The organism is Vibrio fluvialis (assembly GCF_900460245.1).
Lineage (GTDB): Bacteria > Pseudomonadota > Gammaproteobacteria > Enterobacterales > Vibrionaceae > Vibrio > Vibrio fluvialis.
On record NZ_UHIP01000002.1, the window covers coordinates 1626574 to 1648198 of the forward strand.

17 protein-coding genes are annotated in these 21625 nt (G+C 50.0%); 5 read left to right on the top strand and 12 right to left on the bottom strand.

The genetic code is table 11. From position 1 onward, the window contains the following. Positions 1 to 9: 9 nt before the first annotated feature. Together manA and DYA43_RS22615 are read left to right on the top strand one after the other, a co-directional pair. Positions 10 to 1242 (top strand): mannose-6-phosphate isomerase, class I, encoded by a 1233-nt coding sequence (manA, locus tag DYA43_RS22605; RefSeq protein ID WP_061055755.1) that lies wholly within the window; start codon positions 10 to 12, stop codon positions 1240 to 1242. A gap of 612 nt (positions 1243 to 1854) precedes the next feature. Beyond that, positions 1855 to 3252 carry a PTS fructose transporter subunit IIBC gene (locus DYA43_RS22615; RefSeq protein ID WP_047460845.1) on the top strand — a complete coding sequence of 466 codons (1398 nt, stop codon included), beginning with the start codon at positions 1855 to 1857 and terminating at the stop codon, positions 3250 to 3252. Here the strand turns inward: DYA43_RS22615 and DYA43_RS22620 are convergent. The 5 genes from DYA43_RS22620 to DYA43_RS22640 all read right to left on the bottom strand — a co-directional run bounded on the left by DYA43_RS22620 (position 3242) and on the right by DYA43_RS22640 (position 7976). Next, positions 3242 to 3970 (bottom strand): DUF2955 domain-containing protein, encoded by a 729-nt coding sequence (locus DYA43_RS22620; RefSeq protein ID WP_081094706.1) that lies wholly within the window; start codon positions 3968 to 3970, stop codon positions 3242 to 3244. The two genes, DYA43_RS22615 and DYA43_RS22620, sit on opposite strands and share 11 nt — an antisense overlap. 36 nt (positions 3971 to 4006) lie before the next feature. Then, positions 4007 to 4462: a hypothetical protein gene (locus tag DYA43_RS22625; protein ID WP_020328342.1), complete on the bottom strand. Its 456-nt coding sequence runs from the start codon at positions 4460 to 4462 to the stop codon at positions 4007 to 4009. A gap of 13 nt (positions 4463 to 4475) precedes the next feature. Continuing rightward, a complete protein-coding gene (locus tag DYA43_RS22630; RefSeq protein ID WP_020328341.1) occupies positions 4476 to 6431 on the bottom strand; it encodes an alkyl/aryl-sulfatase in 1956 nt (651 codons plus the stop codon). Positions 6432 to 6655: 224 nt separating this feature from the next. Beyond that, complete coding sequence (locus DYA43_RS22635; protein WP_061055756.1) at positions 6656 to 7174, bottom strand: phosphoribosyltransferase; 519 nt, start codon at positions 7172 to 7174, stop codon at positions 6656 to 6658. Between the two features lie 13 nt (positions 7175 to 7187). After that, the gene (locus DYA43_RS22640) at positions 7188 to 7976 is read right to left on the bottom strand and encodes a DeoR/GlpR family DNA-binding transcription regulator (RefSeq protein WP_061055757.1); all 789 of its coding nucleotides are present in this window, start codon (positions 7974 to 7976) and stop codon (positions 7188 to 7190) included. 128 nt (positions 7977 to 8104) lie between these two features. Here DYA43_RS22640 and DYA43_RS22645 point away from each other — a divergent pair, with 128 nt between their 5' ends. Further along, positions 8105 to 8659, top strand: coding sequence for a sugar O-acetyltransferase (locus DYA43_RS22645; protein ID WP_061055758.1), 555 nt, complete (start codon positions 8105 to 8107; stop codon positions 8657 to 8659). A 271-nt stretch (positions 8660 to 8930) separates the two neighbouring features. Further along, positions 8931 to 10007 (top strand): sensor domain-containing diguanylate cyclase, encoded by a 1077-nt coding sequence (locus DYA43_RS22650; RefSeq protein ID WP_061055759.1) that lies wholly within the window; start codon positions 8931 to 8933, stop codon positions 10005 to 10007. A 1-nt stretch (position 10008) separates the two neighbouring features. On the opposite strand, the gene DYA43_RS22655 is transcribed toward DYA43_RS22650, so the two are convergent. After that, positions 10009 to 11634, bottom strand: a complete 1626-nt coding sequence (locus DYA43_RS22655; RefSeq protein ID WP_061055760.1) for a methyl-accepting chemotaxis protein — start codon at positions 11632 to 11634, stop codon at positions 10009 to 10011. Positions 11635 to 11809: 175 nt separating this feature from the next. Next, on the bottom strand, positions 11810 to 12607 hold the full coding sequence (locus DYA43_RS22660; protein WP_061055761.1) for an arylamine N-acetyltransferase family protein: 798 nt from the start codon (positions 12605 to 12607) through the stop codon (positions 11810 to 11812). Between the two features lie 691 nt (positions 12608 to 13298). Here DYA43_RS22660 and alr point away from each other — a divergent pair. After that, complete coding sequence (alr, locus tag DYA43_RS22670) at positions 13299 to 14384, top strand: alanine racemase (RefSeq protein ID WP_061055763.1); 1086 nt, start codon at positions 13299 to 13301, stop codon at positions 14382 to 14384. 70 nt (positions 14385 to 14454) lie between these two features. Here the strand turns inward: alr and DYA43_RS22675 are convergent, their stop codons facing one another. The 5 genes from DYA43_RS22675 to DYA43_RS22695 are packed head-to-tail and all read right to left on the bottom strand — an operon-like array spanning position 14455 to position 21442. Continuing rightward, the gene (locus DYA43_RS22675; protein ID WP_061055764.1) at positions 14455 to 16203 is read right to left on the bottom strand and encodes a M14 family metallopeptidase; all 1749 of its coding nucleotides are present in this window, start codon (positions 16201 to 16203) and stop codon (positions 14455 to 14457) included. Beyond that, complete coding sequence (locus DYA43_RS22680; RefSeq protein WP_024375171.1) at positions 16200 to 17054, bottom strand: ABC transporter permease; 855 nt, start codon at positions 17052 to 17054, stop codon at positions 16200 to 16202. Before DYA43_RS22680 ends, DYA43_RS22675 begins: the two co-directional genes overlap by 4 nt. A gap of 4 nt (positions 17055 to 17058) precedes the next feature. Further along, positions 17059 to 17982 carry an ABC transporter permease gene (locus DYA43_RS22685; RefSeq protein ID WP_020328330.1) on the bottom strand — a complete coding sequence of 308 codons (924 nt, stop codon included), beginning with the start codon at positions 17980 to 17982 and terminating at the stop codon, positions 17059 to 17061. A gap of 54 nt (positions 17983 to 18036) precedes the next feature. Next, positions 18037 to 19566 (bottom strand): ABC transporter substrate-binding protein, encoded by a 1530-nt coding sequence (locus tag DYA43_RS22690; RefSeq protein WP_061055765.1) that lies wholly within the window; start codon positions 19564 to 19566, stop codon positions 18037 to 18039. Beyond that, positions 19535 to 21442, bottom strand: coding sequence for an ABC transporter ATP-binding protein (locus DYA43_RS22695; protein ID WP_061055766.1), 1908 nt, complete (start codon positions 21440 to 21442; stop codon positions 19535 to 19537). Before DYA43_RS22695 ends, DYA43_RS22690 begins: the two co-directional genes overlap by 32 nt. Positions 21443 to 21625: the final 183 nt, after the last annotated feature.

Below are 21625 nucleotides of genomic sequence, written 5' to 3' on the forward strand. Positions count from 1 at the left end.
TGACACTCTATGTCTGACTTAACGATCCACGAGACGAAAGCCCTCCAAACCACAACCGCTCATCCCATGTTCTTTGTGATGAACAATGTGATTCAAAACTATGCCTGGGGTAGCAGAACGTCAGTTAACCATTTGTTTGATATTGAAAATCCGACCAACGAGCCGCAGGCAGAAATTTGGATGGGCGCACATCCGAATGGTTGTTCAACCGTCTTGTTTAACGGCGAAGAGACCAAGCTTTCAACCCTGATTACCCAAGATGTGAACGCTTTTCTGAGCCACGATGTTGCGGCCCGCTTCGGCGAACTTCCTTATTTGTTTAAAGTGTTGGCGGCAGAAAAAGCACTGTCGATTCAGGTTCACCCAAATAAGCGACAAGCAGAACTCGGATTCGCTGAGGAAAACCAACAAGGCATCCCGCTGAACGCAGCAAATCGTAATTACAAAGACCCCAATCACAAGCCAGAACTCGTTTATGCATTGACGGAATACCAGGCAATGAATGGCTTTCGTCCCATCAGCGAAATCATCAGCCTCTTTTCAGAGCTGGCTATCCCTGAACTAAAGAGCCTGGTTAACGATCTTATCACCGAGCAAACACCAGCTGGTTTGGCGGCGTTCTTCGGCGGATTGCTATCGTTAGAAGGCGAGCAGAAGGAGATGGCGTTAACGGTGCTTTTAGCGCAGGCGCGCATCATCGATTTACCCTTGTTTAGCTTGATTTTAGAGCTTGAGAAGCAGTATCCGGGGGATATTGGTTTGTTTGCGCCCTTAATACTCAACGTTGTCACCCTTCAGCCAGGGCAAGCCATGTACCTGGATGCAGAAACTCCGCACGCCTACTTAAAAGGCACCGGGCTTGAGATCATGGCCAATTCAGACAACGTTCTGCGTGCAGGGCTCACGCCAAAGTACATCGACGTCAATGAACTCGTGGCGTGCACGCGATTTCGTGAGAAACCGTTTGATAGCCTATTGTTGGCCCCGATTGAAGATAAAGGCGTGCTCGAATACCCAATCCCGGTCGACGATTTCAAGTTCGCCATCATACCGGGCGCAACCAATATCGGCCTTGATGTTCAAAGCGCCGAAATATTGTTACCGCTTGACGACACATTGGTTGTTACGCATGAAAACGGTGAAGTTTGTATAGTAGAGAAAGGCCAATCCGTTTTCATTCCGGCATACGTGCAAAAATACACCCTCAGTTGCCAAGGCAGAGTGGCACGCGCTTATAGTTAAAGACAGTCTCTTGCGATTCTATCGTACTGTTATATTTTATCGTTCAGCCAATAATCATCGTTATTGGCTTTTTTCTATTCGCACTGATTCGCTTCACATGGATATATCCAGTAGAGCCACATCACACTTAAGTATTGGTGATACAAAAATATAGTGATTGTATTTATTTTACTATTTATGAAAACACGCTCACTAATTACATTAAGTTCGTTACTTCATAACGTTTAAATATGAATGTGATTATTGAATGAATAAGCACTGCGCCCATTAATAGAAACTTACAGGCAACCAATAAAAAGCAACTCTTTGATGTATTGGCATAAATGCTGTTCGATAGCCATCGAGCCATTAGAAAAAGGCTTTCTTAGCTGACATGAAACACGTAAAAAGTTGAGTTTCACCACTTGGGTCAGCATCGTTTACGGTGATAAAGACGGTGTTCAGCCTGCCCTATTTTTTATGCATTCTTCACTCAACAACGGTGCAGAACATCATATTTGGCGATTCAATAATTATTCGAAAATTAAGAGAATAGTTTATTTAAGATATCCGTAACGCAAAAGACGAACATCAAATCCTTAATATTTAAATTCAATCATAAGGCGAGAAATTATGAGTACCCTAACAGCTCAAGCTACGAATAATAGTAGCGATTTCAAAAAGCTCCTTAGTACCATGAAAGGCCACCTTTTATTTGGTACTTCTCACATGCTGCCATTTATCGTTGCTGGTGGTGTGCTACTGGCATTAGCCGTAATGGCATCAGGCAAAGGTGCAGTTCCGGCAGACGGTATATTGGCTGATATTTCCAATATTGGTATCAAAGGCTTGGTTCTTTTCCCGATCATTTTAGGTGGTTTCATCGGTTACTCGATTGCTGATAAACCAGCACTCGCACCGGCCATGATCTCGTCTGGCATCATGGCCGATATGGGCGGTGGCTTCCTCGGTTGTATCGTAGCGGGCTTTATCGCAGGTGGTGTGGTATTTCAACTGAAGAAGATCCCTCTTTCCGCCCATATGACTGCGTTGGGTGCGTATTTTATCTACCCTCTTGTCGGCACCATTGTCTCCGCTGGGATTGTACTCTGGGGCATTGGCGAACCCATCAAGATCTTCATGGCATCAATGAATGAGTTCCTTGCCTCAATGGCTGGTGCTTCTAAAGTCGTGCTCGGTACTATTCTGGGTGGGATGACGGCATTTGATATGGGCGGTCCAATCAACAAAGTGGCAACTCTATTCGCTCAAACTCAGGTTGATACTCAACCGTGGTTAATGGGTGGCGTGGGTATCGCCATCTGTACGCCTCCTCTGGGTATGGCGCTAGCCACTTTCCTGTTTAAGAACAAGTTCACCAAGCAAGAACAAGAAGCTGGTAAAGCTGCTGCCATCATGGGTTCCATCGGTATCTCTGAAGGCGCTATCCCATTTGCCGCAAATGACCCGATGCGTGTGCTTCCTTCAATTGTCGCTGGTGGTATCGTCGGTTGTGTATTTGGTTTTCTGACCAATGTATTGCTTCACGCACCATGGGGCGGCCTCATCACAGCGCCAGTTTCCAGCAACATTCCCATGTATGTGGTCGGCATCGCATTGGGCTCGCTAACAACAGCATTGATAGTCGGCTTATGGAAACCGGTTGTAACAGAAGATCCGGAAGCAGAATTGGAACAAGCAGCGCCTGCACAAGCAGCTCCAGTTGCTGGTGAAGGCGAATATGACATCGTCGCTGTCACTTGTTGCCCTTCAGGTGTCGCGCACACCTTTATGGCAGCAAAAGCGCTAGAGAAAGCAGGGGCGGCGGCCGGCATCAAAATCAAAGTAGAAACTCAAGGCCAAAACGGTATTCAGAACCGTATCACCGAACTGGACGTCGCAAACGCCAAGCTGGTCATCCTCGCTCACGATATCCAAGTGAAAGATGCTCACCGCTTTGCCAACGCCAATATCGTTGAATGTTCAACCAAAGAAGCGATGCGCAGCGCTGCGACTCTGATTAAAGCTTAAACGTTATGCTCCACCCCAAAGAGCCCTTCCCCCAAGGGCTCTTTTTATTAGCTCGATTCGCTTCGTGATTCCGTCCCCTGCTTGGACTGATGAGCCTTAAAATGAGCGCACCGATAAAAATGGCGATGCTGATGGACACCAAGCGCATGATTCCGGACGAGAACGAATCGATACCCGCATTTTTAATGACTTGATAAGTCAGGACGACAACGTTAGTCAGAAGCAACTGATAAATCGCGGAATGGGCATCGCGGCGGATGGCATAGCAGGCAAGCTGAATGCCTAAGAACAATGACACGCCCATCGCCACCCACTCAGGCGCGCCAAAGCCGCACAGCAACATGGTCGGAATGGTAAACAAAATCCCGGTCGCAGTGGTGAGCACGATTAATGCCAAGTTCGAGATGATGTCTTGTGGATTGTTGTGGCTGCGGTGATAACTCCAAGTGAAGATGCCCCAACACACCAACGCAAACCCCGTGGGCGACCCCGCGAACATTTGCACGAAAAACACCATCACAAAGCTAATGAGCAGCAGCACCAATACCAATTGCAACACCAAATTCATTGGAGGTTTTGACGGTATCGTCGTCATAAGTATCACGACGAATATTGGTGCCAGAACGGGCAAAGGATGCCCGGTGTACTTCAAATAAAAAAGTAATAGGGTCAGCGTAAAGACAATCTTAACGACAGGATTGACGCAGCTACGAAACATAAGTCCACACACTGACAATTCTCATCCAAAGCCCCACTAACTTGTCAGCACCAGCCCCAGCTTTTCTGCATGTTTCAAACTCAGTTTCTTTGACACAATATTATGCAAAGCGATCTCAGTCAGTTGCATCACTTTTTGATTCGCCTCAGGCGGCAAGGAGTGAACAGTCAATTTACTGTTTGCATCATAGTGCGCCCACAACTGGCTATCCACCAGATAGATATAGGAATCCATAAGAGCATCAGAGTTCTGGCTGACCAATAAGTGCAACCACCACGTTGCCCGACGTAATCCTTTTTCACCTTCAAGCTTTGTCGGAACCGAAATAGTTTGAGTATTTAAGGCATCTTGCGTCGCCATTGCGACATCCAGCGCGCCAGGATAACTCTCCGCAAACGGGTTACTAAACTGCCCGTCGTAAGAGCAAGCCCAACTTAATGGGCTTGCACTCAATGTACATACGGCAGTCAGAAAAGCAGACATCAGCTTCATCTTAACCGTCCTACTATGGTGTCACGATATTGAACCAGAAATTGAAACGATCCAGCATCCCGACGAAATCCTTGAAGACTTCTTTGTCACCCTTCAGCTGAATGTCGCCATTGGCAATCGCTTTTTCGAGCGTGACGTTACCTAACTGAACATCATCCAGTACCGATTTCGTCAAGGTTAGAGTCACGTTGGGTTTATCCGATTGCTTTTTGGTATGAATCAGCACTGAGTCTTCCAGATACAAGGTGTATTTCTCATCCAGGTCCGTGAAATTCAGATTGATGGCAAATTTCTTACCTTCTGCTTTTTCAGGCAAAATACGCACCGCGAGATAATCAAACAACATCTCAGGTGGCATATTCTTGATGATGTCTGGTGATGCAGTCTGAACACCACCCGCCGAAGGGGTGCCATTTCTTAGCTCATAAGCACCCTGCAGATATACAGAGCGCCACGGGCCAGATTCTGACTGATAACCTAACTGCTCGTACGCATCCGCTAGCAGTTCTTTACCTTTCTTGCTTTGTGGGTTTGCAAACACAACATGCTTAAGCACTTCAGCAACCCAACGATAGTTACCTTTATCGAAGTCTGCCTGCGCTTTCTGAATCGCCGCGCTCTCGCCGCCCATATACTCCACGTATTTCACTGCAGCATTGGTCGGTGGCAGGTTATTCAGATCAGACGGGTTGCCATCATACCACCCCATATAACGTTGATAGACAGCACGACTGTTGTGACGCAGGGTTCCGTAATAGCCGCGGGTGCTCCAGTTATTTTCCAACGTTTTGGGTAACTTAATGATTTCTGAGATTTCCTCACCAGTGTAGCCTTGGTTCATCAAGCGCACCGTTTGGTCATGGGTATATTTGTAGATATCGCGTTGCTTCTTAAAGTACTCAACGATGTCAGCATTCCCCCACATCGGCCAATGGTGGCTTTGGAATTTAACCTTAACGTCTCCGCCCCACATTTCGATGGTTTCTTGCAAATATCCCGACCATTTCAACGCGTCACGAACCTGCGCGCCACGCAGCGTCAGTATGTTGTGCATAGTATTGGTTGAGTTCTCGGCCATCCACAGTGCTTTCTTATCCGGGAACCAGGTGTTCATTTCCGTCGGAGCTTCTGTGCCAGGAGTATATTGGAAGACCATCTTCACCCCATCAACGGTCATTTCATCGCCGGTTTTCTCGATGATGTCCGTAGGTTCGATGAGTGTGGCGATCCCTGTTGATGTGGTTTGTCCTAAACCACCGTTTACACCACCAAATTCATTTCGAGGTAATAATGCGCCGTACATGAAGATCGCGCGACGACCCATCGCATTACCCGCAATCACGTTTTCCGACACGGCATGTTCAGTGAATCCGTGCGAAGCAATGATTTTAACCTTGCCCGCTTTCACATCTTTTTCATCAACAATCCCGCGAACACCACCAAAGTGGTCGATATGACTGTGGCTATAAACGACGGCGACAACCGGACGTTTACCCAGTTTCTCGTTAACAAAATCTAAAGCGGCTTTAGCCGTTTCTTGTGAGATAAGTGGGTCAAAGACAATCCAACCGGTATTACCTTTGATAAAAGTGATGTTACTCAAGTCATAACCGCGCACCTGATAGATACCATCGGTCACTTCAAATAAGCCATTAATCATGTTGAGCTGAGCGTTACGCCACAAACTTGGGTTAACGCTATCCGGAGCCGGGTTATTAAGCGTGATGTACTGTTTGTATTGCTCCAGATCCCAAACGACGTCACCTTTGTCATTTTTGATCGTTACCACATCCTGCTTTGCGATGAGGCCTTTCTGAGCGTTTTCAAAGTCTTTTTTGTCGCTAAAAGGTAAGGATTGTTTGACTGCATTGTTTGCGTCTATCGTTGCTTGCGTGGCGGGTTTCGGGTCCGCCGCACTTGCTCCCGATGAGACCATCGCTGCAATCACTAGTGCCAAGACTGACTTCATTGCAATACTCCTTATTGCTTGTTATCGAAAGAAAACTTTTTAAGCGTAGTACAGCAGCAACTCACATACGAAAATATATTCATTATCACTTGAGCCGATTCAACGGGTGTCTCAAATTAGATTTATTGACAGGTATAGCGTGGGAAGGTGACAGACGTGTTAATACAACTGGATAAAATCGCTGACATTTAAATCGTTATTGCGATTCAACGCACAGCTCGTGACTACTTCACCAACTTAGAGACAAACGGCACGTTTCTCAGTTTGTCTTGCCAGGGCAATCCGTACCCAACCAACAGGTCATCGTTGTCCATTTCATAGGCGAAGTATTGCGTGACCGGAATATCGACGCGGTTAGGTTTGACGAACAGGGTTGCGATGGCGAGCGACTTCATTGCGTAGTTGGCCAGCAGAAACTCCACGATTCTTTTCATGGTACCGCCCGACTCAATGGCATCATCAACCAGAATGACATTCTGCCCGGCCAGCGCGATGTTTTCGTGAAAGACGATCTGTGATTGGTTGTTTCTGTCCCCCGGAGTATGAGGGCAAGAGATGTAATCCATCCGAACGTCTGGCTGTAACTGGCGAACCAAATCAGCGGTAAACAATATGCCGCCAGGAACCACACTGACGATCACCACGTCGCGATAATTCTGGTTAATTTTCTCAGCCACGAGTGCGACACCGCGTTGGATTTGCGCTTCAGTTAATACCAAATCGCCAATATGTTTATTCGTCATGCGTTTTCTACCTTTATTGCTGATCATCGCCAGCGTGACTGTCAAGAATATGGGCGCCACACTCTACAAGCGTGCGCGTCAGGTTGTCTGGCGTTGATGCACCGTCACACACCAAATAATCAACGTCTGTCGTCGCCATCAGAGAAAACGGCGCGTAGGTTTCCACTTTATCGGGCGTAAACAGCACAACCTTGGCACCACTCTGCTTGAGCAACTGGCGTTTAAACTGGGCATCAGGATAGTGCAGCGCCGTAAAACCATGCTCTTGCGACCACGCACATACACCGATAAACATCAGGTCAAAGTGAAACATCTGAACATCGGCCAGTGCTTTGGCATCCACCGCGCCGCCAATGGCGGCATCAATCTGGCCACCGATCAAAATGGTGTTAATCGCTCCCCGATTGTAAAGAGACATCGCAATGTGGATGGAATTCGTCACTACCGTCAGATTCAGATCCTGCGGCATGCGATCTGCCAGCGCCATATTGGTGCTGCTGGCATCAATGAAAATCAGTTGATTAGGTTTGATCAACGAGAGCGCGGTTGCGGCAAGGCTCTGCTTTTCAAGTGCATGCTGAGACTGACGCTCATCCACACTGCCATTCGCGGGGGTCAGCACTATCGCGCCACCGTGCGTTCTCTTGCAAAGCCCCATTTCAGCCAGTTTGTTCAAATCTCGTCTGACTGTGGCACCGGTTGTGTTCAACCGCTCGGCGACCTCAGTGGCATTAAGGCTTCCTTCGGCAGCGAGCATATCCAGTAAAATACGTTGCCGCTGCTCTGCGATGCATTTGTTCATTCGTCGTCTCCTGAAAATCGTTGACATTGTATCAATTCGATCAAGAATGAACACTTTATATGTTTATATTTTTTCATTTAACCAATTTTTTCGTGTTTGGATACTAAAGTAGTTAAAGGTGAACAAAAGTGAACGAGTTTAAAAAAATGGTCACGGGAGAGATCTACGACCCGGCCGATACAGAACTGAAAGCAATGAGAGCGTCGGCACGCGAGAAACTGGATAGGTTTAATCGCAGCCAGTCTGATGAGCAAGCACTGCAGGAGCGCATAATTACTGAGCTGTTTGGCACTGCAGGCAGCAACATTTCTGTGAATCGCCATTTTCACTGTGACTACGGCGTAAACATCAAAGTCGGCAACAACTTCTACACCAACTACGACTGCGTCATCCTCGATTGTGCAGAAGTGATCATTGGTGATGACTGCCTGATTGGTCCACAAGTGGGGTTGTACACCGCCTGTCACCCTCTCGATCCCGTTGAACGTGCCAGCGGCAAAGAGTTCGCCAAGCCGATCACGATCGGCAACAACTGCTGGATTGGCGGGCATGCAACCATCAACCCAGGCGTGACACTCGGTAACAACGTCGTTGTCGCGTCCGGTGCTGTTGTTACTAAGAGTTTTGGTGACAATGTCGTGATTGCCGGCAATCCGGCGAGAGTCATTAAATCGCTGGAATAATCGCTCAGCTTTCTCACCTGACTTTCTCACCTGACTTCCTCACGTGATATAGCTTGGTAAACTGGTTAGCGGATTCTCTGTTAGTCAGTTTGCCGATATGTCCATTGCGCTGATCAATACGCTGATTATTTCCGCTATGTCAGAACGATGAATCCATGCCATCTTTGGCCAAATTGGTTCATAATCTCTGCTTTTACAGCCACGAATAATCGCAATTCGTCAAATTTATGCTACCTAATGTATATAGGTAAGACAGACGCAAGGACAAAATATGGTTTCAGAGCGAGTGATTGAACTGGGCGAACACACGCGACGCAGTAGCAGCAATGCCATTTGCTTTCCGGTTGATTTCGTTCACCATTTGGCAAAATCGCGTACCTTGCAGAATGTGCTCGACACCGTCGCCACCTGGATACACCACATCTTTGATGCCGAGCGAGTCAGCATTACGCTGGCAGAAGGAAAGGAGCATCTCAAGCTCTACACCATTTCGGGAAATCAGGCGATTCCAATTGACTTTCGAATGCCAATTGAAGGCTCTTTTGTAGGCCGCGTGTTTAAGAATAAAACCCTGATCATCTGTGACGATGTCACGCTGTCTGATGAGATTGACTGCAAAATGCTGGGTGAATACGGCTTGAACACCTGCATGGACGCGCCGCTTATCAGTGGTGACAGCTGCATTGGCACGCTCAATGTGGCGCACAAACACAAAAACTACTATCGCTTAGAAGACGCCGAAAAACTGCAGTGTATCGCTAACTGGATTTCCATCAATATCGCCTTGCATTTGCAACTGGTTGAACTCGAACTCCTGGCCACCACAGATGAGCTGACCGGTTCGTTCAATCGCCGATGCTTTATTAAAGAGCTCAAAGAGCGACTCAACGATTATCACCAGAAGGAAGAGGCGTTTTTCGTCGCGATTCTGGATCTGGATGAGTTCAAGAAATTAAACGACAGCTACGGCCATGATATGGGCGACAAAGCGTTGCAGTATTCGGTGGACATCATCGACGCGCAATTGGGTGACGATGATCTGCTGGCGAGGATTGGCGGTGAAGAGTTTGGCATCATCATGTCCAACAGTTCGATGGACGAAGCTCTCGCTTGTCTGGAAAAAATCCGCGCAGCAATCGCCTCGTTCTCTATCGATTGTGAAGGGCAGCAAATCCATTTCACCGCCAGTATCGGCCTGGCCAAAGTCGATAAAGACGACAGCAACATCGACTTGCTGGTTAAACGAGCCGACATGGCACTGTACGATGCCAAAGGTTCCGGCAGAAACCGCATCGCCATTGATCAGAGAGTGGCCGTCACCTCACCTTCTGAATCCGATGCGGTGTAAATCAGGAGATTTTAAATCGTTTCACCAGCTCATTGAGATGTTCTGCCAGTTTCGCCAGCTCCACACTGGATGCATTGGTTTGATCCGCCCCGGCGGAGGTCTGCACCGACAAATCTTTTATGTGCACCAGATTCTCGTCCACTTCTTTCGCCACCACGGCCTGCTGCTCTGCGGCACTGGCAATCGTGGCGTTCTGAGCATTCATTTCGCTGACCAGCACAGAAATCTCTTCAAAAGCTGCACTGGCGTCATTCGCCACGGTTAGCGTGGAATGCGCCAGATCGTTGCTGCGCCCCATTTTGCTGACCGTCTGTTTGGTTTCAGAGCTGACCGCGGTGATCATCGCTTCAATATCAGAAGTGGATTGCTGCGTACGATGAGCCAACGCCCGCACTTCGTCGGCCACCACCGCGAAACCACGGCCGTTGTCTCCGGCACGAGCCGCTTCGATGGCTGCGTTCAGAGCAAGTAAGTTGGTCTGCTCGGCGATGGCTCGAATCACATCCAACACCGTACTGATATTCGCCACGTTTTCGGAAAGCACCAACACGCTGTTTTCTGCATCCTGCATGTCCGATTTCAGTAACTCAAGAGCCTTAATCGTTTCACCAATTTTGCCTTTACCGCTCTGAGTTTTCTCGTCCATCACTTCAGCGTTGGCGCTGGTCGCACTGGCCGTGCGCGCAACTTCTTCAATGGCTGACGTAAGTTCACTTACCGCGGTTGCGGCCAGACCCAATTGGTCACTCTGCTGCGTCACGATAACCGATGATTGATTGGTCACCACACTCAGCTCTTCCGACGTTGCCGCCAGTTGGGTGGATGAATCGCCAATCAGAGAAATGGCTCTTGCCAGTTGCTGCTGCATATCCGCCAGTGATTGAAGTAAATCGGCCGCTTCATCGCGGTGCGGGTCAGAAAATTTCTGTGTCAGATCACCGGCAGCGATTTGCTTGGCAACATTGACGGCATTGTGCAAAGGCACAATCAGGCTGCGGCTGTAAAAGTAAGCCAACAACAAGATCGCCAGCAGAGTCAGGCCAATACCGACATAAACCAGGTTACGCGCGTTCAGATAGGTTTGCGTAGCGGCATCGTTGTCACGTCCGGCCATGGTTTTCTGAAATGCGTCATACCGATCAAGCACGACTTCCAGTTTGGTGATGAGCGGCACAACGGTGTCTTCGCGATACCGCACCGACGCTTCCAGCTCGCCTTTGTCCGTTAGCTGGAAAAGCTGAGGCAAGGCGTCCGTCAGTTGGTTGTGCAGTTGACTGACTTCGTTGAGTAGCTGACGAGAATCCGGATTATCAGCCAGATCAGACATCGCCGATTCAGCCGCATCATAATCGCGGATGATGGCATCGATACGAGTCTGGATTGCACGCTGTTGCTGCGGGGTTTTCGCGTCGGAAAGTTCGCTGACCGCAATTTGGGTGCGTAAAATGCCGCGGCGTAACTCCGCCACCGTTGATATAGCGGGCATGCGATGCAAAGTGAGAATGTCGGTTGTATCGTTAAGGTGAGAAAGTTGAGAGACGGAGAACAGGCCCAATATCAGTGTACAAATACCCACAACACCAAACGCCAAGGCGCTTCTCAGCCCGATTCGAATGTTTCTGATCATATGCTTTCCTTATGAAAGTCAGCTAACGGCGACGCGCGATACGCCCCATAGCTAAACTCTATGAAGGATTTCTTAAGAGATTCTTAAGCTAAGCCACAGATCGCTAAAGATTCATGGGTTACACATCAGAGTTTAATCCACTTCACACATTGTTAGGCCTATCAGTAGTGGCATGTTACTCACCGAAATAGCCTTTCAGCACGTCGAACGGGACACGAGGCGCAATGCCAAAGTGTTGTTTCAGCGCCGAAAAGTAGGAGTGCTCATCATTAAGAAGGATCTGCTCGGTATTGTTGCCATCGCGAATAGTGAGCTTGTTATTGAGCAAAGTGGTGATGCCGTTTGGCGTCGGCATCACCGCTACACAGGCGTTGGTAAAAACTGAACTCGGATGGGTCGAGGTGAAATGGTTACCATACTGAATGTCCGCTGGGCAGACAAAACCCAGATCCAGACTGTAAAGATCGCTCCACTCATCGCCGTTTTTGCTTTGCAGCATCACACCATAATCAGCACGCTCAACAAAACGCAGCGTCTGATAATCGAAGGTCATTTCCCGATTCAGCACAAGCGGCATCACCTGACGCGGTGTATTTGCTCCAAAGCCAGCATCCACCAGCCAGGACTGCTCTCCCAACATGACTAAACTTAATTGATGACTGCGTCCCGTCGGCTGCCCTGAGAGGTGAACGCGTCCCAACAGTGGCCGAGCATCAAACCCGAGAGTTTGCATCACTCGCAGTAGTAAGCCATTGACTTCAAAACAGTAACCGCCGCGCTTTTCCGCAACCAGCTTATAAAAAACAGCCGCAGGATCGAGATCGATTCCTTTGCCCGATACCACATCAAAATTTTCAAACGGTATGCTACGGTGTTGGTTTTGATGCAGCAATCTCAAACCGCGTTCATCCAATGTTGGTGTGTCTGATAAACCGATACGTTCGAAATACTGAGTCAGCAAACTGGCATCCATCGTCGTCGTCCTTATTGATTGTGAAGTCATGGCCATAATGTCGTCTCTCGCGCTGAGCTTCAACCTGAAACACGAAATATGCCCTCGCCCGTTTCCAACATGCCACCGAGAACACAGCTTGCGTTTTACCGTAAATCCTGCCTGACTACATTTTGACAACATATTTGCCTGTCACAAAAACCGGGCACAGGACCATACGTTAAAATCCCTTCGCTATCAGATTTATATAAATTCGTCGTTAGATTCGATTAAAGCACATTTCACTGCATGAAAATCGAGTGAGATCTGACCAGATAAGGCTTTGATTGCGATTAAAACGCGAATCACATGGTCATATTTTGCACTGTGATAAGCAATAAGTGACTGAATACGGTTATTTTGTACAGAAATCAGCCTAAAGAGAACGAAATCATCGTTAAATCCCATCTAAACCACATGGATAAAGGCGTTGAGAATTCAAATTTAGGAAACTCTTTTTTTATACCACTCACCAGAATTTTATATAAGTACAAACCTCGCACAAAGCACTCCATATTATTCAACATTATTTTAACAGAATATTAGACAAGAATAATGCAAACATCACAGTTACATACTCTACAAATTACTAACACAAGCAATGATTTTGCTACATAATAACCACCATTCAGGAGTTATCCTCTAAAATCAATGTATGTCAGCAGGAAGCCACATGATTACCGCCCAAGCACGAATCGACCTAAACGCTTTACAACATAACTATCGCCAGCTCAAATCGTTGAGCGGTTCGCAAAAAGTGGTTGCGGTGATCAAAGGGGATGCGTACGGGCATGGTGCGGTGCAATTGGCGCAAGCTCTGCCAGAAGCTGACTTGTTTGCGGTGTCACGTCTGGAAGAAGCGGAAGAACTGCGTCAGGCGGGCATCAACCAACCGATTTTGTTGTTGGAAGGCTGTTTCTGTGGCGAGGATTTACAACGCGCCGCTGAGATGAACCTTGCTACGACGATTCACTGCGAAGAACAGCTTTGCGATCTTGAAAACCGCGAGCTGGCGAACCCAGTGAACGTATGGCTAAAAGTAGACACTGGCATGCACCGTTTGGGCGTGCAGCCTTACGAAGTGTCGGATTACGTTGCGCGCATCGAGCGAACGCAAAAACTGAAAGATAAGGTTGGCTTTATCAGTCACTTTAGCTGCGCAGATGACATTAACCACCCAACCACGCAGCGTCAGTTGGCCTGTTTTAATGAAGCCACGGCGCAGTATGACGGGCCAAAGACCATCGCCAATTCGGCAGGCATTCTGTTCTGGCCACAGTCACAATACGATGTCGCCCGCGCCGGCATTGCGCTGTTTGGCATTTCGCCAAGTGCGGCTCATACCGGGTCCGATCACGCCTTGATTCCAGTCATGACGCTCACCACTCGCCTGATTGCCGTGCGCAAACATCAGGCCAGCCGCCCGGTTGGCTATGGTGAAACCTGGCTGGCAGAGCGTGATACCAATATCGGGGTCATTGCGATGGGCTATGGCGACGGCTATCCGCGCTGCGCGCCAAGTGGTACGCCTGTGTACGTGAATGGCCGCCAGGTGCCGATTGTCGGTCGGGTTTCGATGGATATGATCACCGTCGATCTCGGTCCGGATGCCCAAGATAAAGTGGGTGATGAGGTCGAACTGTGGGGGCAAAACCTGCCGATCGAAACCATTGCCAACCACGTGGGGACTATCCCTTATGAGCTGACCATCAAACTGACGCCACGCGTCAATCGCTGCTACAGCGACAATCAGCAGTAAGCGAAACAACGCCTCAAATAAAAAGGAAAGCTGTTGTGCTCTCATTCCGAAGAACAACAGCTTTCTTGTTTTAGCTCAGTGACTGGTGTACCCGATACGCCGCCAGCACCGTTTCCATCTGCACCGCATGACCGGCAATAAAGTCGTCACCATAAATCGACTCGTCCGGATATTCTGTGATGAGTTGCAGTGGGAAATCCGCCTGATCCACCGATGACACAAAACACGGATAGCCGTTAATCATACGAAACCCGGTTTCGCCCGCATGCTGTTCATATAGAGCAATCTGTTTGCGGTTCATGGCAATAACCTCAGAGCAGTGTTGTAACTCAAGAGTCAGGGCATCAACAAAACGCTCGGCGTATTCCTGCCACTGCGGCGTATCCAGATGACGCACCACCAAAAAGAAACCTTTAGGAATGGTCCACATCTCAAATCCCTGCGGCACATAGCCAGAAAACGGCCGGGTCCACTCATGAGACGGATAACCATGCAGATTGACGTGCAACTGCGCCTGACTAAGCGCTTGCGCCTGCTTGCGAATCGCTTTTTCGTACAAAGGTTCCGCCGTGCGATACTCCAAATCATCACCCAGTGCGGTGTAGCGCGCCGCATGATGCATGTGATGCGGATTCGACTGAATCAGCTCCTGATGCAGTGCATAACCATCCGGGTTTTCCAGTGGTGAGATGACTAAATGCGCGTTCGCCTGCTGGCTCAGGAGGCGTGCAGCTCTCAGAACGCCAACCACCCCCGTCGTTTCATTGGCATGCTGGCCGCCACTGACGACAACGGCTTTGTCGCTGCCCGCAATGTAAGTGGCATTAACGCGTTTCCCGCTTACCGTATGAGCAGCAAAGGGCTCACCCCCTAAGGTTTCCAATTCAAACATCACCTGCTGCTCGCTCAGCGGATGGCCTGCGCTTGCCAACACCTCAGCCGTATGCGTTGAGTGGGTGTGCTGATACGCTGTCAGCGCAACATCAATGTGCACCTGACTACCTGCACAACGAGTGATGTTAGGTACGATCTGTCCAGGCTGACAGTCGCGCGCGGTCGCGTTTTTGCCTGCCCGGGTTTTAAACCACTCCTGAACGGAGAAATAGAGGTCTTCGTGAAGCGCTTCGCGCAAGCTGATCACTTCATGATCGTAGCCAAGCGCGTCATCCTCAGTTGGCAACTGAATGTTGATCTCCAGCCGCTGAAAGTACGGTGCATGATTCGGCCAGTCGTGCTGGGCAATCACCTGCATCACCGCCCGATACGCTTGCTCGTAATCGCTGCTCAGAGCTTCGTCTTTTATCACTTTGCCTTCAGGGTTCGTTATCCGCAACCAAGCCGTTGGTGACAACTGCTCAGCACCGGCTGCGTCCGGACGAACAAGGTTCGGCGCCAGCACAAACAGCGACTGTGTCTGCCCCGCTTTGCTGGTTACGTTAAGTTGATACCGGTCTGTCAGGTTGCTGTCGGCAACAAAGCGCACGTTTTTATCCTGCAGCAATGCGCCCAGCGGATACGCCTCAAGCAGAAAACGCTTTTCTGATGCATGTGGATTGAGCGGATAGCGCACTTCAATCTGCTCTGGAACGGATTCGCTCATCGCGGTGCTTTCCAGACAAAAGTGCACCAGTGGTTTGTAGGCGCTATAGATAAACGCCTCGATACCCAATTCCCGTAGTGCACACTGCGCCTCGGCGCGCGAAGCTTGATCGTTAAAAGTCCACAGTTCAACCTGATGACCGCGATAGTCAGATTGACTGAGTTCGGCCACCCATTCGCTCAAACTGGAATGGATTACCTGAGATAACAAGGTTGTCATTTGGCGGTTCTCCCGGTTGGATCAAGTGTGTCACGAAGCCAGTCGCCCAATAGATTGAGCCCGAGCACCGTCAGCAGAATCGCCATACCGGGGAAGAAACTCACCCACCAGGCAGTCTGAATGTAGGTTCGGCCGTCCGCCAACATTCCACCCCAGCTTGGAGTGAGCGGATCCACGCCAAGACCTAAGAAGGTCAGACTGCTTTCCAGCAGAATGTTGTTGGCAACGTTTAGCGTCATCAACACGATAACCGGACCAATCAGGTTCGGCAGCAAGTGCTGAAACAGGATATTGAAGTGGCTGACGCCGATCGCTTTGGCCGACTGAATAAACTCGCGGTCGCGCAGCGACAGCACCGAGCCGCGCACCAAACGGGCGTATTGCACCCATTGCGAAAGAATAAGCAGAATAATCATGTTGGTCAGGCCGCCACCGACAATGGCGATGAACGTGATCGCCAGCAGAATGAACGGCATCGCCAGTTGAATGTCGGCAAAACGCATCACGACGACATCCCAGAAGCCGCGAAAGTAGCCTGCAACCAGCCCCATCACCACGCCAAAGCCGACTGCGCCAAGCACAGAGATAAAGCCAACCTGCAGCGACACGGCGCCACCGGAGACAACGCGAGCCAACACGTCGCGCCCGAGCGGGTCAGTGCCAAACCAGTGTGCCGACTGAGTAAACGGCGCCACTAGTCGGGCGGTTAAGTTAATTTTGTCGGCGGCGCCCTGAAAGATAACGTCTGACAGCAGCACCAGCACGATCATGCCGATGGTCAGCACCGAACCTAAAATGAATTCGAGATTGTTGAAACGCGTAAAGCGTTTGCTTTGAATGGCAGTGGTCATGCTACTACTCCGTTCTGATACGTGGATCAATCAGGCCATAAGCCACGTCCACCAGCAGGTTCACGCCGACAATCAGCATCGACAACACGGTGATCACCGCCTGCAACACCGGATAATCGCGCGCGCTGACCGCATCAAACGCCAGCGTGCCCAACCCCGGCCAGTTAAATACCTTTTCAATCACGACTATGCCTCCCAACAAGCCACCAAATTGCAGACCGAAATAGGTGATCAGGGGAATCGCGCAGTTACGCAGTGCGTGTTTGTACAACACTTTGGTCTCGCTCAAGCCTTTAGCGCGAGCCACCATAATGTATTGCGATTGCAGCGTTTCCAGCATTGCGGTGCGCACCAGTCGCACATTGGTTGCGGTGAGGATGACGGCCATGGTGAATGCCGGCATCAGAAAACTGGCGATGCCGTCCATGCCACTGGGCGGCAGCCATTGCAGCGTGACAGAGAAAATCAGCACCAACATCAAGGCGAGCCAGAAGTTGGGGAATGACAAACCAATCAGCGACGTCACGCGGATCAGTTGATCGACCCATTTTCCTTTCGAGACTGCGGCTTTGATGCCAAGCGGAATCGAAAGCAGAATCGAGATAATCATGACCGCAAACGCGAGCAGCACGGTGGCAGGTAAAGAGATTTCAATCAGCGATGAGACCGGCGTGCCGCCAAGGAAACTGTTGCCAAAATCACCGGACAACAGCCCGAGCAGAAACTCACCATACTGAACCAGAAACGGTTTATTCAGCCCCATCGATTCACGAATCAGCGCCAGATCAGCTTCCGTGACGCTGCCCGCGCCCTGAGTCAGCATCAGCGCCGGATCGCCCGTCATACGAATTGCCCAAGCCACCAAGAGGGTGATCGACAGCAATACGAACACCGCCTGAATCAGGCGTTTAAGCAAAAAATTGGTCATCAACTTGTCCTTAAGTCTGAGCGAAGGCCACCCCAAATGGGGTGGCGTCAGAGGTTACTCAACCGTTACGTCGGTCAGGCGCAGACGACTGTCCGGCACTGGCGTGAAGTTTTTCACGCGTTTCGATACGCCAAAAATGGCATTCAGGCTGTACAGCGGCATTTCCAGTGCGCGATCGGCGGTGTAATTGGCGATCGATTTCAGAATCGTTTCGCGTTTTGGCTGATCGATGATGGAGCGCTGTGATTCCAGCAGCTTATCCAGTTCCGGATCGCTGTCGTATGGGTTCCACTTCTCACCGGTGTGGTACATAAAGTAAGCCGTGTTGTCGTAATCCAGCGTCCAACCACCCCAGGATTGCTGGAACATCGCCCCGGTTTTACCCGATGGAATAATGTCGTTCAGCAACACGTTAGTTTCGTAAGGCTTGATGATCGCATTCAGGCCGATGATTTGCAGGTAGCTCGCGACCGCCTGCGTCACTTCATTGAATGTTGCATCGTTACCACGAATATCCAGCTGAATCTTAGTCCCCGGCTTCACACCGGCTTCTTTAAGTAGTTGCATCGCTTTATTCGGATCATAAGGAAGCGGCTTCATCGCCGTGTCGTTACCAAACGAAATCGCACTTTGGAAGCTGGCAATCGGTTCAGCCTGGCCGCCAAGGATTGAATCGATGATCGCCTGACGGTCCACGCCATAAATCAGCGCCTTACGAACACGCTCATCTTTAGTGATGCCGCTTTTCGAATTAAAGCGCAGCGCATACACCGTCGGGCTTTGCGTGGTCACCACATCCAGTTTCGGATTGGCGTTAATGGTCGGAATCATGCCAATCGGAATGGTCGGTGGAATCACCAGATCAACCCGTCCTGATTGCAGCTCTGCCACCGCAGTCGAAGGCTCGGAGATAAAACGATAAGTCAGTTGCGACAGTTTTGGCGCGTTGCCCCAGAAGCTGGCATACGGCTCAAGTTCGATCGACACTTTCGGGCTATAGGCTTTGAACTTAAACGGTCCCGTACCGACAGGATGCGTGTTGAAGTACGCGTCGCCATGCTCCTGAATGTATTTTGGCGGCACAATCATCGCACCATAACCTGCCAGTTTGGTCAGCAGTACCGGATCAGGGGCGTTAAGATAAAAGTCCACCGTGTAATCATCGATGATTTCCACGTGATCGATCGCGGTATAGTTTGAACGCTGCGGCCCTTTCTTACCTTCATCCCCCAACAAACGGTCAAAGGTAAATTTTACTGCCTGAGCGTTAAATGGTTCGCCATTATGAAAAGTGACATTCTCACGCAGATGAAAACGGATACGTTTACCGTCGTCGAGCTGCTCCCACGACGTCGCCAGCCCCGGTTTCAATTGCAAATCCGGACCGCGATACGTCAGGCCGTCATACAGGTTGGTGGCCACAGAAGCCCAGTTAACCAGAAAGGTATCAATCGGATCCCAACTGCCCGGATCCTGCGGGGAAGACACCGTCAGCGAGCCCGCTGCCAAACTCCACGACGAGAAGGTCAATCCGGCAACCAGGCCGGCTGATTTAAGCCAGTGTTTCGGTGTGTGTTTCTTCATAAACGTATTCTCCATCTACGATAGGTTGGAACATCCCTTCCTTTGGGATTTCCGCCACAAAATGTCCGGGGCTGATTTCCACATGCTGCACGGCAGCAGGCTCATCACCCACCGCTCGTACCGGACTGGGGATATCACCGGTTAGTCGCACGTGTTTGCGTTGCAGCGTCGGGTCCGCAACCGGCACCGCGCTGAGTAATTTCTGGGTATATGGGTGAGTCGGCGTTTCCAGCACCTGCTGACGGCTGCCAAGCTCCGCTATCTGGCCGAGGTATAACACCGCGACACGGTGGCTGATTTTTTCCACCACAGCCATGTCGTGACTGATGAACAGGTACGCGATGCCGAACTCTTCCTGCAATTCCATAAACAGATTGATGATCTGCGCCTGAATCGACACATCGAGCGCAGACAACGCTTCATCGGCAATGATCAATTTCGGTTTTGACGCCAGCGCGCGGGCAATACAGATGCGCTGACGCTGACCACCCGAGAACTCATGCGGGTAACGCTTGGCATGTTCAGCGCTAAGGCCAACGCGCTCCAGAAGTTCACCGACACGCTGCTCAATCGCTTTGTCTGAACTGAGCAAACGGTGAGTGCGAATCGGTTCTGCAATCGAGTAACCGACGGTTTTGCGCGGGTCGAGCGAGGCAAACGGGTCCTGAAATATGTATTGAATTTCCTGACGCAGGCGACTTTGTTCTGCTTTAGAACGGGCACTCAGCGCCCGGCCCTCAAACTCAATGTCGCCACTGGTGGCGCGCTGAAGTTGTTGAATGGTTCGGCCGATCGTGGATTTACCAGAGCCCGACTCACCGACCAATGCCAGTGTTTCGCCCGGATAAATATCAAAACTGACCTGTTCAACCGCATGCACGCGATGCGTTGTGCGCCCCCAGAAGTTCTTTTTGGTATCAAAGCGGGTCACCAGATTACGTACCCGCAGCAGCGGAGCATCATTGTATTTGGCGGTGTCCTGCTCTTTCTCTTCACCCACCACTTTGAGCTTGCCGTCATCAATCACCATGACCGGGAAGCGACACGGGTGCTTGCGGCCCGTCATGCTGCCAAGCCGTGGCACAGCGTTGAGCAGGGCCTGAGTGTAAACATGTCGCGGCCGGACAAACACATCGCGAACTTCGCCCTGCTCGACTTTTTTGCCTTTCCACATCACCACAACATCATCAGCAATTTCCGCCACCACCCCCATATCGTGGGTAATGAAGATCACCGCCATATTGAGCTCTTTCTGAAGGTCCGAAATGATGGCGAGGATCTGCGCCTGAATGGTCACATCAAGCGCCGTGGTCGGCTCATCGGCAATCAATATTTTCGGCTTGCAAGCCAGCGCCATAGCGATCATTACCCGTTGTCGCATACCGCCAGACAGCTGATGCGGATAGCGTTTAAGCATTTCTGCCGCATCCGGCAAGCGCACCATTTCCAGCAGTTTTTGGCTCTCTTTAACAGCGTCCGGTTTGCTCATCTGTTCATGCAGTAGCAAGGCTTCGCACAGCTGATCGCCAATAGTGAATACCGGGTTGAGCGAGGTCATCGGCTCTTGGAAAATCATCGCGATCTCTTTGCCGCGAATAGCGCGCATTTCAGCCTGAGAGAGGCTCAGCAACTCCTGCCCGCCATCCACCGACGGAGAATAGAGAATCTGACCAGAGGGATAAGATGCGCCGCTCATGTCAGCGAGGCGCATGATGGTTTGCGAAGTGACCGACTTGCCTGAACCGGATTCGCCGACGATAGCCAGCGTACGCCCCGGAAAGACCTGAAAGCTCAGGTTTTCAATCACAGTCGACGCACCGAACTGAACGGAAAGATCATTGACGGTAAGAATTGGGGAGTCTTGCCACTCTGCCATCTGTACTTCCTTGTCTGACAGTTTAAAACGAAGACGCCAGCAACCTGTCCGTGATTGCCTTTTGCGTCCCGATAACGAATCAATTCCAAGCGGATTTGTTATTGACTCGTTTCCATCATGTAAACTAAAGTCGATGACATCAACTTATATTAAGTCATATTCGATAAACAAATGTTATGGGTT